At 48.3% G+C, this 16942-nt stretch carries 11 protein-coding genes and 1 pseudogene; 5 read left to right on the forward strand and 7 right to left on the reverse strand.

Going from position 1 to position 16942, the window contains the following annotated elements:
• Positions 1-1369 precede the first annotated feature (1369 nt).
• A pseudogene (gene tnpC / locus ACJJIK_RS08850) lies at positions 1370-2814 on the forward strand (IS66 family transposase).
• Positions 2815-2945: 131 nt separating this feature from the next.
• Here tnpC and ACJJIK_RS08855 read toward each other — a convergent pair.
• From ACJJIK_RS08855 to ACJJIK_RS08875, 5 genes are all read right to left on the reverse strand, one after another.
• Positions 2946-4133 (reverse strand): alpha/beta hydrolase-fold protein, encoded by a 1188-nt coding sequence (locus ACJJIK_RS08855; protein WP_444944792.1) that lies wholly within the window; start codon positions 4131-4133, stop codon positions 2946-2948.
• Positions 4134-4337: 204 nt separating this feature from the next.
• The gene (locus ACJJIK_RS08860; protein ID WP_444944793.1) at positions 4338-5096 is read right to left on the reverse strand and encodes an NUDIX domain-containing protein; all 759 of its coding nucleotides are present in this window, start codon (positions 5094-5096) and stop codon (positions 4338-4340) included.
• Between the two features lie 102 nt (positions 5097-5198).
• Entirely contained in the window at positions 5199-5480 is a 282-nt protein-coding gene (locus ACJJIK_RS08865; RefSeq protein ID WP_444944794.1) for a GNAT family N-acetyltransferase, read from the reverse strand.
• A gap of 196 nt (positions 5481-5676) precedes the next feature.
• On the reverse strand, positions 5677-6150 hold the full coding sequence (locus ACJJIK_RS08870) for an OsmC family protein (protein WP_444931908.1): 474 nt from the start codon (positions 6148-6150) through the stop codon (positions 5677-5679).
• Between the two features lie 134 nt (positions 6151-6284).
• Positions 6285-6629, reverse strand: a complete 345-nt coding sequence (locus tag ACJJIK_RS08875; protein ID WP_444944795.1) for a 4a-hydroxytetrahydrobiopterin dehydratase — start codon at positions 6627-6629, stop codon at positions 6285-6287.
• 208 nt (positions 6630-6837) lie between these two features.
• Here ACJJIK_RS08875 and ACJJIK_RS08880 point away from each other — a divergent pair, with 208 nt between their 5' ends.
• Positions 6838-8661 carry a DUF885 domain-containing protein gene (locus ACJJIK_RS08880; RefSeq protein ID WP_444944796.1) on the forward strand — a complete coding sequence of 608 codons (1824 nt, stop codon included), beginning with the start codon at positions 6838-6840 and terminating at the stop codon, positions 8659-8661.
• A gap of 41 nt (positions 8662-8702) precedes the next feature.
• Here ACJJIK_RS08880 and ACJJIK_RS08885 read toward each other — a convergent pair whose 3' ends face one another.
• Both ACJJIK_RS08885 and ACJJIK_RS08890 read right to left on the reverse strand, forming a co-directional pair.
• Positions 8703-10211 carry a fumarate hydratase gene (locus ACJJIK_RS08885; protein ID WP_444931911.1) on the reverse strand — a complete coding sequence of 503 codons (1509 nt, stop codon included), beginning with the start codon at positions 10209-10211 and terminating at the stop codon, positions 8703-8705.
• Between the two features lie 152 nt (positions 10212-10363).
• Positions 10364-11122 (reverse strand): hypothetical protein, encoded by a 759-nt coding sequence (locus ACJJIK_RS08890; RefSeq protein WP_444931912.1) that lies wholly within the window; start codon positions 11120-11122, stop codon positions 10364-10366.
• Positions 11123-11456: 334 nt separating this feature from the next.
• Here ACJJIK_RS08890 and ACJJIK_RS08895 point away from each other — a divergent pair, with 334 nt between their 5' ends.
• The 3 genes from ACJJIK_RS08895 (at position 11457) to ACJJIK_RS08905 (ending at position 16484) form a co-directional block, all read left to right on the forward strand.
• On the forward strand, positions 11457-12038 hold the full coding sequence (locus tag ACJJIK_RS08895) for a superoxide dismutase (RefSeq protein WP_444931913.1): 582 nt from the start codon (positions 11457-11459) through the stop codon (positions 12036-12038).
• A 234-nt stretch (positions 12039-12272) separates the two neighbouring features.
• Entirely contained in the window at positions 12273-14150 is a 1878-nt protein-coding gene (locus ACJJIK_RS08900; protein ID WP_444931914.1) for a DUF885 domain-containing protein, read from the forward strand.
• A 447-nt stretch (positions 14151-14597) separates the two neighbouring features.
• Complete coding sequence (locus ACJJIK_RS08905; RefSeq protein ID WP_444944797.1) at positions 14598-16484, forward strand: DUF885 domain-containing protein; 1887 nt, start codon at positions 14598-14600, stop codon at positions 16482-16484.
• The last annotated feature ends 458 nt before the right edge of the window (positions 16485-16942 follow it).

The raw sequence follows: 16942 nt of genomic DNA on the forward strand, positions 1-16942 counted from the left end.
GCCTATAAATCAAACCCCATAGTAGACATACCCCCCACAAATCTGGATCTTTAAGTAAAGCCTAGAAAAAGTAGACCATCCCAAAAGAAGCTATTTGCGCCCTCACGCAAAACTTAGTCACCCTCCAGATTATCAAAAAATGATGCACATCCACCTAATAAAAAAATAGCAACCTCCAGCAACTTAACATCGAGGAAACTAAGCATACCTTATACATTTTACAACCCTTCCACACTCTTACTCCACAATAATGCCCAGCACAAACAAAGAAGTGAAACACTATTTTCCAAGCCATATAAAATTCACACTTTATAACTAGGAAAATACAAAAAACAAACTGGCACTTAACCCCCCGAAAATACTCTAATTTTATCTGAGGGATCATCTAGGCCAAAAATACTGCAAATTCAGCCCAAACAATCCACTCATTCATCACAAATCAACTTCAGAAAAAATTTACCCCCCTGAGAAGCCTCCAAGCAGAAAACCATAAAACAAAACCAGAAGGCCTACATATGATTTAACTGTTGGATAAAGAAAAATAAAGAGAGGATCAAGTTACTCATAGACTATCTAAAGCCACAAAAATATGGTTCTTCGTAGATTAGCTTGGACTTATGCCCCTTCAACCTTATAGAGCGATAGAGAAACTCGCAGACGTAAGTGGGTACTATGCGCAACTGTTGGAAATTCAGTCACTGTAGGGAGCAACCAGCGCTAATTTACAGGTGGCTACCCACCGAGTAGATGTAACTATTGAGTATGAAAGTAAGGGTGTACTGTACCCAGAATACGGCGAAACCTGTCCCGCTACGATTTCAGAAAAGCACGCGCCAAGTGACACCTGGATACCATGCAATTTGTCACCCACTTTCATAGTGAAACACCTAAAGCACGCTGCAAGAATCAAGGGGTTAAATGGCGTCCCCCGGGCCGGAAGAATAGCTGATTTACTCTGTTGCTCGAGGTTTCCACAACCTAGGTTTTGCTGGCAGCACGAGAATAAAGGAAACCAGAAAACTTCTCGGCTTAAATTGGTACCAAGTTGAAGGTGATTAAGAAGCGAGTATTTGAACTCGGCTTAGCAAGGTGGAATCAGAACGCCACCCCCATATGGGGATTGATGAAAAGAAATTTCGAGATAGTCACATCTATATCAGCAGTATAATTGCCCTAAAGCAAAGCCGAACTCTTGAGGTTGCAGGAAAATGCACAGAAACCAGCAGTAAAAAACTACTGATAACTGAGTTATCAAAAGTACAAAGGGAGCTTGTATAAGCGTAACTATTCAGCACTAAAATACACAACTCCCAACAAAATATATTTATGAGATAATAGAGTAACCCTTAAGCCTCTTGTCTAGTAGTCAATGACATTGGGAAAAGTTGATATCAACATAGCTATTACTGATGCAGAAAATCTGTTGAAAGAAGATCAACAGGTTACGCCATCAATACGTGCAGTGATATCCATTTTGTTGGTCGTCATCAGGCTACTGATGGCTAAAAATGGTATGAATAGTAAAAATAGCAGCATACCGCCATCACAAGATCAAAACCGCAAAAGAGAGAAAAAACTGCAGGCAAGCGCAAAGCTGGCGGCCAATCTGGGCGTAAAGGCATCACCCTAATGCCGATCGATAACCCGGACGATATTGAGACTCTTAAACTAAATCTCCGCACTTTACCACGCCGCAATTGGAAGGACGTAGGGTACGAGCGTCGCCAAGTTATTAACCTCCAAATCCAACGCCATGTCACCGAGTATCGTGCTCAAATTCTGGAGAATGAACATGGTCAACGCTATGTAGCTGAGTTCCCTGCGGGCGTAACTCGACCAGCGCAATATGGCAGCTCGGTTAAGGCACATGCCGTTTACCTTTCAATGTTCCAGTTGCTGCCTTATGAGCGAATACAATCGATGTTTGCCGAGCAATATGGTATTCCGCTCAGTGCCGGAAGCTTGGTCAATTTCAATCTAGCTACCTGTGAACGCCTAGCTCCCTTTGAAAATCTTGCTAGAAAATGGCTCAAAACCGAATCTGTAGTACATGCTGATGAAACCAGCCTCAACATGGATGGAAAGCGCCACTGGTTACATGTCCTTTCGGCTCAGAAGTGTACTTTATTTGGTTTATCGCCGAAGCGCGGGACTGAAGCTATGAATGCGATAGGTGTGCTGCCCGAGTTTAACGGCACACTGGTGCATGACCATTGGAAGCCTTATTACACTTTTGCTTGCACTCATGCGTTGTGCAACGCCCACCACTTGCGTGAACTAACCTATGCGCATGAGGAAGATGGGCAACGTTGGGCTGGTAACATGCGCAATCTACTGCTGGAGCTACACGATGCTGTTGAGCTTGCTGGTGGTTTCCTACCGGAAGAGCAAGCCAAGCGCTGGAGAACCCGTTATCGAAAAATCCTCGGCCGTGGAAGCACCGAATACCCGGCACCAGTGCCGGATACAACGTCACCTCGCCAGGGGCGACTTAAGCGCAGCAAATCTCGTAATCTACTGGAACGGCTTCGTGACTATGAGGAAGATGTACTCCGTTTTATGGAGCGTGCTGAAGTACCGTTCACTAATAATCAGGGGGAGCGAGATCTTCGAATGACTAAGGTACAGCAAAAGATTTCAGGTTGCTTTCGCTCTGAAGAAGGCGCAAGAGCCTTCTGTCTTATCCGCTCTTGCCTTTTGACCTGTCAGAAAAATGACATTGCCCCTAGAGAAGCATTAACACAACTATTTAATGGAGAGTGGCCTGGATTTTTACTGGAAAAATTCAAAGCTTTTGAAATTAGTGCTAAATAGTTACATTTTAGATAACTAGTCAAGCTCAATAAAAATCAGACAAATACAGCATCAAATAGCTTGGGGATCTGACTTTAGGGCAACGACAGCACTTCAGATCACCAGGTTAAGCATAACTACTGAAAATAAATCTAATCAACCTCAAGTTGAGCCATTCTATTTCTTGCTGTTTCATTATCAGGATTAATTAACAATGATTTTCTATAGCAATCTATAGCAAGCTCTTTCTTCCCCTTTACCATATAAGCTTCAGCCAAGCTATCCCAGGTCTTATATGAACCTGGATAAAACTGTGTATTCAATTCGAAAAACTCTATTGCCTTATCAACATCTATGCCAAACTGATCATTATAGAGACGATCATAGCCAAAGAAACTAATAACATCTTCCCTCAACATGAACCTTCCTCCGAGCTTTCTTGAAAACTGTTCGAAGTGATTTTTAACATTCACTGCGGGGCGAAATCTAGCTTGATCATCGATCATATAACCATCAAAAATTGATCGAAGCCCTCTATAAAAGCTAATAACGGGCATTGTATGATGATTTTCTTCTGTCCCATATGTTACTGAATCTACGTACAGCCCTTTCTTGGGCTTCTCATTTAGCAGCCTGATAAATTCTGCAACATAGTTTTCATCAGGATATACACCTTCCACTCTCTCTGAAGTAGAGATAAACAGCCTGCGCTTTTCAGTTGATTTACCTTGTAGGAATTCAGAATACCGCTTTAACATAACCTGCTCATCCCACCACATACTTGGATCAATAGCGATATACGCATTAAAATCTTCAGGAGATGAATATAAGCTATGGATAACAGGTAGACCTGTAAATGAGTAACCTGCAAGAATTTGATACCCAGATGTCGGATATTCCTCGTTTATCTCTGGGATAAGCTCTTCTCTTAAAAACTCAAGAAATTGATCAGCGCCCCCTGTGTTGGATAGCGCCTGATTTTTACGCCCACCATACTCAGTTAGCGATCTAGTAGGTGAACTATCTCTTACACGTTCTTGACTTACGATACCAACAACAATCATTTCAGGAATTACTGGAGTGGCATCAGAACTCAGCTGCCGAACCATACCTGTGAAGACATGAAAGAAACTATTAAAATCTGCATCAAGTAAATAAAGAACCGGATAATCTTTATATCCACCTTCTTTGAAGGATGTGGGAAGAGAAATCCAGTACTCCCTTTTCTCTTCAAGACTTTGCGAGACAATAACCTTGCGCTCACCAATAGTTAACTCATTGGATTGAGCAGTCAAACTCCAAACTGCGGAAATTAAAATTGCTATAAATTTGCCTTTCATAGGAACACTCCATCTTTCCACCAGCTAACCATTTAACCCACTAACAATTTAATAATCATAAGAGAAAGAAAAGCATACGCCGCGTTCTGGACTCAATGAGAATGAAGAATTCACAATGTGTTTAGAATACAGTCTAGTCTTTCCCCCTGCCTCAAAAGTAAGTGGTTAAACTACGATATATACTCAACCAATCATTTGGACCTTTTAGGCATTAGTCCAAAATATTTCCTGCTTTGCGAAGGGATCCTTGTAAGAATCCTGGCTGACCTGGGTTAAACCAAGCCTTTGCATGGACATTTCAGCAATATGGCGATTAAATGCTGAAACCTGCCCTCCATTGAGATACTGGTCAATATCCATCCAGAATGCATGCTTAATCTCTTCAGTATCTGTTATTGAGATATCCCGATTCAGAGCGGTTAATTCACAAACGAAATAGATATCCGTATAGCCTAAAGCTGTAGGAAAGCGGGTGGAAAACCCCAGTACAGAGGAAAACTCACAGGACACACCCGTCTCCTCATAAACCTCACGAATCACCGCATCGGCTATCTTTTCACCCAGATCGACTGTGCCTCCGGGTAATTTAGGACTCGATGATGCACTGTGACCCTGCACACAGAGCAACTGTCCATCACAGAGCACAAAGCCCCCAACTCCCACCGTATGGGTTGGGTAGAAGGGAACATATGCATCTTCCTGAAGCTTAAGAACCAGCCTTGTAGCAGAATCCCGACAGCTGTGGAATGTAAAACCATGCTTTAGGCATATAGGGATAAACCGGGTAAGTGCATCTCGAAGAGTTACCCAGATCAACTTTCGGCTGTTAACTCTGGATACTTCTATAATGGCTACCAGTTCAACCAAGAACTGATCTTCCGTACCAGAAAAATTCTCGAGATCCAAAGTAACGCAATTAAAGGAATCAACTGTATGATGAAACACAAGCAACCTATTCAACACCTAAATGATTTCAATACTATAAACGATATAGACAACACTGAATCAGTCATTTGTTCATCGATATAAAACCAACTTCGAATCCACAATAATAGCTCTGTGCCATTATTTTATAAGATGCATCCCTTCAGTGTGTGGACGGCTCAATTCAAATCCAAATTTCCTATAAAGTTCAGGAACATCTGCCATCAACGTAATATATGCTGAAGGGAGCGCTTCCCGATCCAGGTAAGCCATAATGTGCTCCATTACTTGGTGCCCGAGGCCAATACCCTGAAATTTAGGGTCGACAGCTACATCCACTATCTCAAAATTAAGCGCGCCATCCCCCACTACCCGCCCCATAGCAATAGTTTCCGAGTATCTTTTTATATGAACACCGTACAAGCTATTTGGAAGGCCTTTTTCTGCTGCTTCACGACTTCTGGGGGGCAGACCTGTTATCTCTCACAGCCGGAGGAAATCCTCAGTAGGAGCTACTCTCTCAATAATTGTGTACATATCTTGCCGAAAATAAACCAATGAATAGTGCCGCCAAGCTTACTTAGCACCTGGCGACAAGCTATTCACTACAGAAAAATACTTAAACTGGAGATTCTCGAATCTCTGTCACGACTTCAGTTTTTACAGAATTTGCAATAAAGCACTGCTTATGGGAGAGGTGATGTATTTTTTCTAGTTGTTCAAGACTGGGTTGCTTTTCACCAGAAAAACGAATTAAAGGGCGCAAAGTAACTTGGGTCATAGCAATTCGTCCCTCCCTATCGGCCCCCATAACGCCTATCGCTTCATCGCAGTATTCATCAACCACAAATCCGCGTTTGGCGGCGATCGATAGAAAAAACAACATGTGACAACTGGATAGAGCCGCTACGAAGGCCTCTTCAGGGTCTACATTTTCAACTGCGGAATAGGGAATGGGGACAACATGGGGGGAGGACGAGGCGGGGATAGATGCTCCACCATCAAACTGCCAGGTGTGAGCGCGACTGTATTGATTATCGGTGAAAATCTGCTCGCCGCGCTTCCAGACCACCGTTGACATATACTCAGACAATACTCATCTCCTTTTGCACCACACTCTCCACCTTGGATAGCAGGGGTTAAACTGGGAACTCACTAGCCCAATGGGGACTGGTGAGAATGACTTCCAAGGGCTACCCCTTGGAAGCCGGATACAGGCGCCACACTCTAGGCGGCGTCTACCTGTTCATCAGTACGGGCAGCCATAATAAAGTCATTCTTGTGCAGGCCCTTGGCCTCATGACTCCACCAGGTAACGGTCACCTTGCCCCACTCTGTCAGCAGTGCCGGGTGGTGTCCCACCTCTTCAGCAATAGCACCGACACGGTTAGTAAATGCCAGAGCCTGCTTGAAGTTGCGAAACTTGAACACACGCTCCAGCTGCATAATTCCGTCACGGGCTATCGGTGTCCACTCAGGGATCTGGCGCAGCAGTCCTGGCAGTTCATCATCACTCACCAGCGGTGCATCGGCACGACAGGCTTCACATTGTTGTTGAGCTAGTTCGGTCATGAATGGGTCCTCAAAACCTTGTTTATTATCGGCTCAATTGGGCCGGCCTCACTCTACCCGGCAGCCTCCACTGAGACAAGTACAGGACCCAAAAACGTATTTTATCCGGTTTTGTCATCACAAAATGAAACGACATGCTAAAAATATTGGACGATCTATAACCATTAGATCTCCCAGTAAATGCCAGCGCATAAATGTAAGGATTGTCATGAAAGTATATTTCAATCTACTAGTACTTCTGATTGTGCTGGGCGCCTGTGAGCGCCAGGGGGCAGACAGGCAAAGTCCTCCTCCGCAGGGAGAGGCTGCCCCGGAGGCAATGCACTCCGAAGCCAACCGGACATTTGAGCAACTCTGCCAACGATTTATAAATGACCTGTGGAATTTATTCCCCTCCTGGGCGATCAGTGAGGGCTATTACGACGTGGCTGAGAAGCTCCAGGTGCCGGATAAAGGTTATCGCCAGCACTTAATGGAGTTTGCCCAATCCTACCAATACAAGTTTGCCGCTTTAGACAAAAACCAGCTCAGTATTAATTCGCGCAGCAATCTCGCCTTGATTGAAAACTTTCTGCGACGATTACAGTGGCAATATACAGACTTTATGGCCTATCAATGGGACCCCTCTCTTTATAATGTTTCCGAGGCCTTTGCCTTAATCCTCAACACCAACTACGCTCCCCTGTCACAACGACTTCACACCTTTAGTGCTCGTATGGGGCAAGTGCCCGAATACTACCAGGCGGCCAAGGCGGCAATCTCTCGGCCAGCAGCACCGCAGCTTGAACTGGCAATTCAACAAAGCAGGGGCTCATTGGAAGTATTTGGTGAAGAACTGGAAAAAACGGTTAAAGCAAGTCAGATGCCTGCGGATGCAAAGAAACTTTTTCTACAGCGACTGCACGATTCTCGCTCAGCGATACAAGGCTATATCGACTTCCTACAGAACCTGCAAAAGAAATTGACTAAATCTGGAAACTTCCATGATTTTCGTATCGGAGAAAAACTCTATGAAGAGAAATTCCAGTTTGATATCAATATTGGAATGAGCGCAGCTAAACTATACCAGCGTGCCATCATAGAAAAGCAATTAACCCACGATAAAATGACCAGGCTTGCCGATCAGCTCTGGCCAAAATACTTTCCTTCTAATCCCCCACCCCGCGAGCCCCTGGAAAAAATTAGAAAGTTACTGAATAAGCTTTCCCAACACCACGCCAGTAAAGAAACTTTCAAGAAAAAAGTGGAGCAACAAATTCCAGAGTTAGCGGCATTCGTTAGCGAAAAAAATTTGTTGACTCTGGACAAGGAGAAACCACTGGTAGTGCGCACAACACCCGCTTATATGCAGGGCTTTGCGGTAGCCTCAATCAATGCTCCGGGCCCCTACCATAAAAATGCCGACACCTACTATAACGTAATGCCCATAGAGACCTACTCCGATCAACGGGCCGAGAGTCTACTGCGGGAGTACAACGACTACATCCTGCAAATACTCAATATTCACGAAGCGATTCCCGGGCACTACACTCAGCTGGTATACGCCAACCAGTCCCCCAGTATCCTGAAAGCTATTCTCGGCAATACCGCGATGATCGAAGGCTGGGCTGTCTATGCGGAGCGCATGATGCTGGATGCAGGTTACGGCAACTTCTCCCCCGAGCTGTGGCTGATGTACTACAAGTGGAACTTGCGCACCATCACTAACACCATTTTGGATTATGAGGTACAGGTAAAGGGTATCGATCAAGCACAGGCGATGAAACTGATGGTCGAGGATGCCTTTCAACAACAGGCGGAAGCGGAGGGTAAATGGCGCAGGGCCACCTTAAGCCAGGTACAACTCACCAGCTATTTTGCCGGCTTTACCGATATTTTGGCTCTGCGCGAAGAACTCAAAAAGACAATGGGCAACAACTTTAACCTGAAAGGATTCCACGAGATGTTTCTGAGCTATGGCAGTGCGCCTATCCCGATGATTCGCCAATTAATGCTGGCGGACTTGGCCAAACAAGACAATAAATTCCAATAAAAAAGGCCCCGGTTGGGGCCTTTGTTTAAGCGGTGAAGTCGTTACACCTCACCCTCGGCAATCTTGGCTTTCCAGATCAGCGGGCCAGTGGTGTGCACTGATTCACCCTGGCTGTCTACAGCCACAGTTACCGGCATATCCTCTACTTCAAACTCGTAGATGGCTTCCATTCCCAGCTCGGGGAAGGCGACAACTTCAGAGGCCTTAATTGCCTGGGCCACTAGGTAGGCAGCGCCACCTACCGCCATCAGGTATACCGCTTTATTATCGCGGATCGCCTCAATCGCTATGGGGCCGCGCTCCGCTTTACCGATCATGCCGGCCAGACCGGTCTCTTCCAGCATGGTGCGGGTAAATTTATCCATACGCGTGGCGGTCGTGGGGCCAGCGGGGCCAACCACCTCGTCGCGCACCGGATCTACCGGGCCCACGTAGTAGATAAAGCGGCCGGTAAGATCCACAGGCAGTTTCTCACCTTGAGCGAGGATATCGACCATTTTCTTGTGCGCCGCATCGCGGCCGGTCAGCATCTTACCGTTCAGCAGCAGGGTCTCACCGGGCTGCCAGCTCTGAATATCTTCCGCAGTCACGGTATTCAGGTTGACACGGCGGGTATTGCTGCCCGCTTCGCGGGTGATTTCCGGCCAGTCTTCCAGCTTCGGGGGCGTCTGGCGCGCGGGGCCAGAACCGTCCAGGGTAAAGTGGGTATGACGGGTCGCCGCGCAGTTGGGGATAATTGCCACAGCCTTGTTGGCGGCGTGGGTCGGGTAATCCTTGACCTTCACATCCAATACTGTCGTCAGGCCACCCAGGCCCTGGGCGCCGATGCCCAGTTTGTTGACGGAATCGTAGAGCTCCAGGCGCAGCTCTTCGGCGCGATTAGAGGCCCCGCGCTCCTGTAACTCCTGAATATCGATAGGATCGAGCAGGGACTCCTTGGCCAGTAGCATCGCTTTTTCAGCGGTACCGCCAATACCAATACCCAACATACCCGGCGGGCACCAGCCGGCACCCATCTGCGGTACCATCTTCAATACCCACTCAACTACAGAGTCAGACGGGTTCAACATGGCAAACTTGGTTTTGGCTTCACTGCCGCCGCCTTTCGCCGCCACATACACTTCCACAGTATCACCGGGAACGATTTCATAGTGGATCACTGCCGGGGTATTGTCCCCAGTATTCTTACGGGCACCATCCGGATCTTCGAGGATAGAAGCGCGCAGCACATTGCTGGCATTTTGATAGGCGCGACGAACCCCTTCGTTAACCATATCGGTAACGCTCATGTCCGCTTCCCAGCGCACATTCATGCCCACTTTCAACTTCACGGTCACAATGCCGGTATCCTGACAGATTGGGCGATGGCCCTCGGCACACATGCGCGAGTTGATCAGGATCTGGGCCATGGCGTCTTTGGCCGCCGGGTTGACCTCTTTCTCATAAGCCTTGTTCAGGGCCTGAATGAAGTCCTGTGGGTGGTAGTAAGAGATAAATTGCAGCGCATCGGCCACACTGCCGATCAGATCATCCTGGCGGATAGTGGTCATAGCCAACTCCGATTAACGTCTCAAGGCCGGCGATTCTACACGAAATGTAGGGTTATTGACCCAGAGATTGCCAGAAAACCAGTCAGGCAGCGGGAAGAACGGCATAAAAAAGGCGGACACTAAGTCCGCCTTTTTTGTCTCAACCTGGAAATTTACAGGGAGGAAGCGGTGGAATCGCTACCGGATTGCAGGGAGCGGATCGCATCGCGCAGCTGCACCAGGTCCTTGTTAACGGAGCGGCGGTAGGCATCGATAGACTCTACCGCCTCTTCATTGGCGCCAACGCGCAAGGTCAAATCACTGCGCACTGAAGCCAACTGGCGCTCCAGGCGCGCCAGCTTGTCTGTCATCTCACGCTGGGAGTCCGTATTGCCCTCGCGCAGCTCCGCCAGCGACGCCTCAACAGAGGCAATTTTCTTTACGCTACCCTCGAGACCACTGAGCTTGGCGCTGAGGGCGGCAACTTGCTTTTTGTTGGCTGCAACTGCCGTTTTGTTCGTGGCGATGCTCTTGCGGTTGGTATCGTAGGCAACCCCCCACAATTTGCGAATCTCCGAGGAATTTTCCTTGGCCTTGGCATTCAAGACTTCAACCGATGCCGTGGACTCCTCATCGGAGAGATTAAAGCGCTTTTCCAGCTCGGCGATGCGGCTTTCGGCATCGGCAATACGGGCCTCAGCTTGACTTAACAAGGTGCGACTGTCCTGCCACTGCTGGTATAGAAAGCCCGAGGCGCCCAGACCAGCCATGGCCATAATCAGGGCACACAGGCCCAGGAACGAGAAACCACCCCGGCGCTCCTCCACGATCACCTGGGGCTCTGGTGATTCATTTTTGCCTTCACTGCTAGTCAGATCCAGTGATGGCTCAAGAGCGGCGCTGCCGCCCAATGTGGGCTCTTTGCGTTGCATGGTTCGATACACCCGGTAACTGTGCTGATATGTCCGGTACCCGCCAGCGCTAAGTGACTCTTTCCGGTACCGTATTGTTCAGAGATCTATGACACTAGAATCTATTCAGATTCGTCGAATTCTGCGGCAGTTATACCAAAAATTGACGAAAAAGTAAGCGGTCGCTGGTAATAATAGACGGCAGACGAACAGACTTGTCAGTAAAAGCTCCCGCCCCCTTGTGTTTGAGGAAATCGTCCCAACTTCCCCTAATCCATCGCGCCGGCTTAATTCTGAGATGCGGCGCGTGTAGAATGCCCTCACCAATAACCCTCAGACAAAGGAAGGAAAACCCATGGCTTTCGAACTGCCTGAACTCCCCTACGCTAAGAATGCCCTGGCACCGCACATCTCCGAAGAGACTTTGGAGTACCACTACGGCAAGCACCACAAAACCTACGTAGACAAGCTGAACGGCCTGCTAGAAGGCTCCGCCGATGCCAACAAGTCCCTGGAAGAGATTATCAAATCCTCTTCCGGTGGCGTATTCAACAATGCAGCCCAGGTGTGGAACCACACTTTCTACTGGCACTGCCTGAGCCCCAACGGTGGCGGTGAAGCCACTGGCGCGATCGCCGATGCGATCAATATGGCCTTCGGCAGCTTCGAACAGTTCAAAGAAGCATTCACCACCAGTGCTGTGAACAACTTTGGTTCCGGCTGGACCTGGCTGGTAAAAAATGCTGACGGCTCAGTCGCTATCGTAAATACCTCTAACGCTGCGACCCCGCTGACCGAAGAAGGTGTGACTCCGCTGCTGACTTGCGACGTGTGGGAACACGCCTACTACATCGATTACCGCAATCTGCGTCCGAAGTACATGGAAGCTTTCTGGTCCCTGGTGAACTGGGAGTTTGTAAACCAGAACTTCGCTTAATCGCGAAACCACCAAAAAAAGCGGGCCCTGTGCCCGCTTTTTTTATACCTCCAGTCCGCCTAGCCAACAAAAATGCCCTACCACTGGCCAAACGCCACTCCAGTAAGCACAATAGCTGCCGACCTGCACGACAGAACCCGCACAAATTGCGAGCTTTTATAGGCAGTCAACCTAAAGAATGCCACTTAAGTGGTACAAACTAGCAACAAAAAACCGAACACTGGGAATATGCTCATGAAGTTGAAACCAACCCTGATCGCAGCGGCCATAAGCGCGCTGGTAATCAGCGGCTGTGACCGCAGCACCCCGAATGCCGCCGAGCAAAGTGCAACCACTAAAGCCATGGAGAGCAGCGCGACTCAAGAGGTCGCGGGCAAAGTAGACCCAGCCGCAGTCAAGCGCGTTAACCAGATGTTCGAGGACTTCTTCCAGGAACACCTCGCCCGCAGCCCCGAGACCAAAACTTTCCTGGGTAAAAAAGAAGACTACGATAAGTGGGATAACCTCTCCCCAGAGTTTGTTAAAGAGACTCTGGAGCTCGACAAGCGCCAACTGGCGGAACTGAATAAAATTGATCCTTCCACTCTGGATGATGCAACCCGCCTGAGCCTGCGCCTGGCAAAACGCAACTGGCAACAGGATATTGACGGCTACAAGTGGCGCAACCACGGCTACCCTGTCAACCAGATGTACGCCACCCATACCAGCGCCGCCACTCTGCTGATCAGCCAGCACCGCATTGATGATATCAGCGATGCCGAGGCCTACATCTCCCGCTTGAATGGCATGCCCAAGTATTTCTCCCAACTGGAAGAACAACTGAAAGCCAATGCTGCAGTCGGCACAATCGTACCTAAGTTCGTATTCCCTTACGTTATCAGCGATTCCCGCAACCTGATCACCGGTGCACCGTTTAACGGTGACAAAGACAGCCCGCTGTTTGCAGACTTTAAAGACAAAGTAGAAAAGCTGGAAATCAGTGAAGATCAAAAGAAATCACTGATCGATAAAGCCAGCCAGGCCCTGACTGAAAGCGCCGGCCCCGCTTACGAAAAATTAATCAGCTACCTGCAAGAGCTTGAGAAAAAAGCCACTACCGACGACGGCGCCTGGAAGCTGGCAGACGGCGAAGACTTCTATAAATTCCGTCTTGGTGTTTACACCACTACGGATATGACCGCCGATGAGATCCACCAAACCGGTCTCAAGGAAGTTGCCCGTATTCACGATGAAATGCGCGAAATTATGCGCAAGGTGAAATTCGAAGGTAACTTGCAGGAATTCTTCGAATTCATGCGCACCGACAAGCAGTTCTATTACCCCACCACTGAGGAAGGTAAAGCGGAGTACCTGAAAAAGGCCACCGCCATTATCGATACCATGAAGGGGCGCCTGGATGAGCTGTTTATCACCAAACCCAAAGCCGACCTCGACGTGCGAGCGGTAGAGGCCTTCCGCGAAAAGTCCGCCGGTAAAGCCTTCTACCAGCGCCCCGCCCCCGATGGCTCGCGCCCCGGCATCTACTACGCCAACCTGTACAATATGAGCGATATGCCGTCTTACCAGATGGAAGCACTGGCCTACCACGAAGGTATCCCCGGCCACCATATGCAGCTCTCTATCGCCCAGGAATTGCAGGATATTCCCAAGTTCCGCAAATACGGCGGCTACACCGCCTATACCGAAGGCTGGGGCCTCTACTCCGAGCTGGTCCCCAAAGAGCTGGGCTTCTATGAAGACCCCTACTCTGACTTCGGCCGTCTGGCGATGGAACTTTGGCGCGCGGGCCGCCTGGTGGTAGACACCGGCCTTCACGCCAAGAAATGGACTCGCGAACAGGCGATCGACTACCTCGTAGAGAACACCCCGAACCCGAAAGGCGATGTGATTAAAGCGATCGAGCGCTATATCGTCATGCCCGGCCAGGCGACCGCTTACAAAATCGGTATGCTGAAAATTGTCGAGTTGCGCGAAAAAGCCAAAGCGGAGCTGGGAGATCAGTTTGACGTGCGCGGCTTCCACGACACCATTCTCGCCAGTGGTCCGGTTCCTCTGGATGTATTGGAAGAGCTGGTCAATGAGTGGATAGCCAAGGTAAAGGCTCAAGCGTAATTGTAGAGATAGCAGACGGGTAACAACGGCGTACCCGTCTGTCCGCAGGCTGTCTGCGCTAAAATGCCGCACCGATAAGCAGGCCTGCTGAATTTGTCGATCTCGACAAGCAACGCTGTAAAAAACCCGGAATCTAACCATAAGATTCCGGGTTTTTTATTGGACAAGCACAATCCGTCCGTATAATTAATACTAAAGTTCTACTTTTTTCTCTGGCATAACACCCTATTGCCAGCCAGTGCTAAAACCCACAACAGTCACACCGTGGCACCAAAACAGTACACTCCCGGCATCTCTTCACCCAAAAGGAGGCGCAGTTCTCAGCCCCAGCAGACTTTTCAACTGAATATCTCAATCATTGAGCGCATTCACAAAAAAAAAGCCCATCGATGGCAAAAATAGTGATAAAAAAGCAAGAGCTACTCTTTGAACGCAAGGATTGTATTCATGAAGTTAAAAACAACTCTGATTGCGGCGGCAATAAGCACATTTATTATCACTGGCTGCGACGAAAGTACCAACAGTGCAGGCGCTCAAATATCCACCTCCCAAGGAATAAGTTCAAGCAAGCAGGCACCCCCAGCCAAGCTCAGCAAAAAAACGAGTGAGGCGAGCAAAAAGGTCAACCAGTTGTTCGAGGATTTCTTCCAAGAGCGCCTCGACCGCAGTCCTGAGTTTAAAACTTTTTTGGGTATCAAAGAGGACTACGGAAAGTGGAATAATTTATCGCCAGAATTTGCACAAGAAACTCATGAGATTAATCAGCGCCAACTAGCCGAACTCAATAAAATTGACCCCTCCATTCTGGATAGGCCCACCAAACTGAGCCTGCGCCTAGCCAAGCGCAGCCTGCAACAAGAGATAGCAGCCTATCAGTGGCGAAACCACAACTACCCGATTAATCAAATGTTTGCCATCCACAGCGGAGCGGCATCCACACTGATTAGCCAGCATCGTATTGACGATACAGGAGATGCCGAAGCGTATATAGCCCGCTTAAATGCTATCCCCGAGTACTTTTCCCAGTTGCAGGGAGTGCTAGAAGAAAGCGCCAACGCTGGCACTATTACCCCCAAATTTGTTTTTCCCTATGTGATTAGCGACGCACAAAACTTAATTAGCGGCGCCCCGTTTGATAGAAAAACTGACAGCCCACTTTTTGCCGACTTTAAAACCAAGGTAGAAGCGCTGGACATCAGCAGAGTACAGAAGCAATCCCTGATAGATAAAGCCCAAAAAGCACTAACAGAAAATACCGGCCCCGCCTACAGGGCACTAATCCGTTACCTGCGAGAACTGGAGAAGAAAGCCAATACCGATGATGGCGCCTGGAAACTGGCAGATGGCGATGACTTTTATAAATTTCGCCTCAGCCTTTTCACCTCTACAGATATGACGGCCGATGAAATTCACAGAGTTGGCCTCGAAGAAGTAACACGCATTCACAATGAAATGCGTGAAATTATGCGCAAAGTAAAATTCGAAGGTAAGTTAAATGACTTTTTCGAATTTATGCGTACCGACAAACAGTTCTACTACCCAACCACTGAAGAGGGCAAGGCCCAATATCTGGAAGAAGCCAGCGCAATTATCGACACCATGAAAGGAAGGCTCGACGAGCTGTTTATCGTCAAGCCCAAAGCGGACCTCGATGTGCGTGCAGTTGAGCCCTTCCGGGAAAAATCTGCCGGTAAGGCTTTTTACCTACAACCGGCTCCCGATGGTTCACGTCCAGGCATCTACTACGCCAATCTCTACAATATGGACGACATGCCCAGCTATCAAATGGAAGCACTGGCCTACCACGAAGGCATTCCCGGCCACCATATGCAGCTGTCAATTACCCAGGAACTAGAGGGCATCCCCAAATTCCGTCAATATGGACTCTATACCGCCTATACCGAGGGCTGGGGCCTTTACTCTGAAATGGTGCCGAAAGAAATGGGGCTCTACCAAGACCCCTACTCAGATTTTGGCCGCCTGGCTATGGAGCTGTGGCGAGCCGCTCGCCTCGTTGTAGATACCGGGATTCACGCCAAGAAGTGGACCCGCGAGCAAGCCATACAATACCTTATGGAAAACACCCCAAACCCTGAAGGGGATGCTATTAAAGCGATCGAGCGCTATATCGTCATGCCCGGCCAGGCAACCGCTTACAAAATTGGCATGTTGAAAATTTTGGAGTTGCGCGAAAAGGCCAAAACAGAACTCGGAGATCAATTTGACATTCGCCAATTCCACAATACCGTGCTCGCCAATGGCCCGGTACCGCTGGATGCCCTGGAAGAAATTATTGACGAGTGGATAGCAAACACCAGAACTCCAAAAGTATAACTAAAAGGTTAAAACAGAATTAAAAAAGGCCACTATCCGTGGCCTTTTTTGTTTGAGCTATTAGCGAACACCTAATAATTCGAGGGCCAAATATACACGAGGACAAGCGATATACTTGGTTTACCTGCATCTTTAGAACCCTATAGCTCAAGCTTGAAAACCCCAACTAACAGCACTCGCTCTTGTACTGCAAACCTCTGCCGGTATGTAGAATGATCTTATCTCTTAGGTATCACATGGCTTAGCAATACTGTGCTCAGTTGGTGTGTCCTGAATAGTGGGCTACGTATATTCCACCATCCCTATACTCGGACAATAAGGCAAATGCATCTTTAGCTTCCTCATCCGTTGTTTCGGGAGCTCTTCCTTTTAGAAATTTAACTCTAGAGAACCCATCATCTACCGTAATAGCTTTTGACTTCAGTACTTACCAACCCCTTACAAGTACTACTCTTAAC

It is taken from the genome of Microbulbifer regidiadema (SeqCode) (assembly GCF_052466995.1).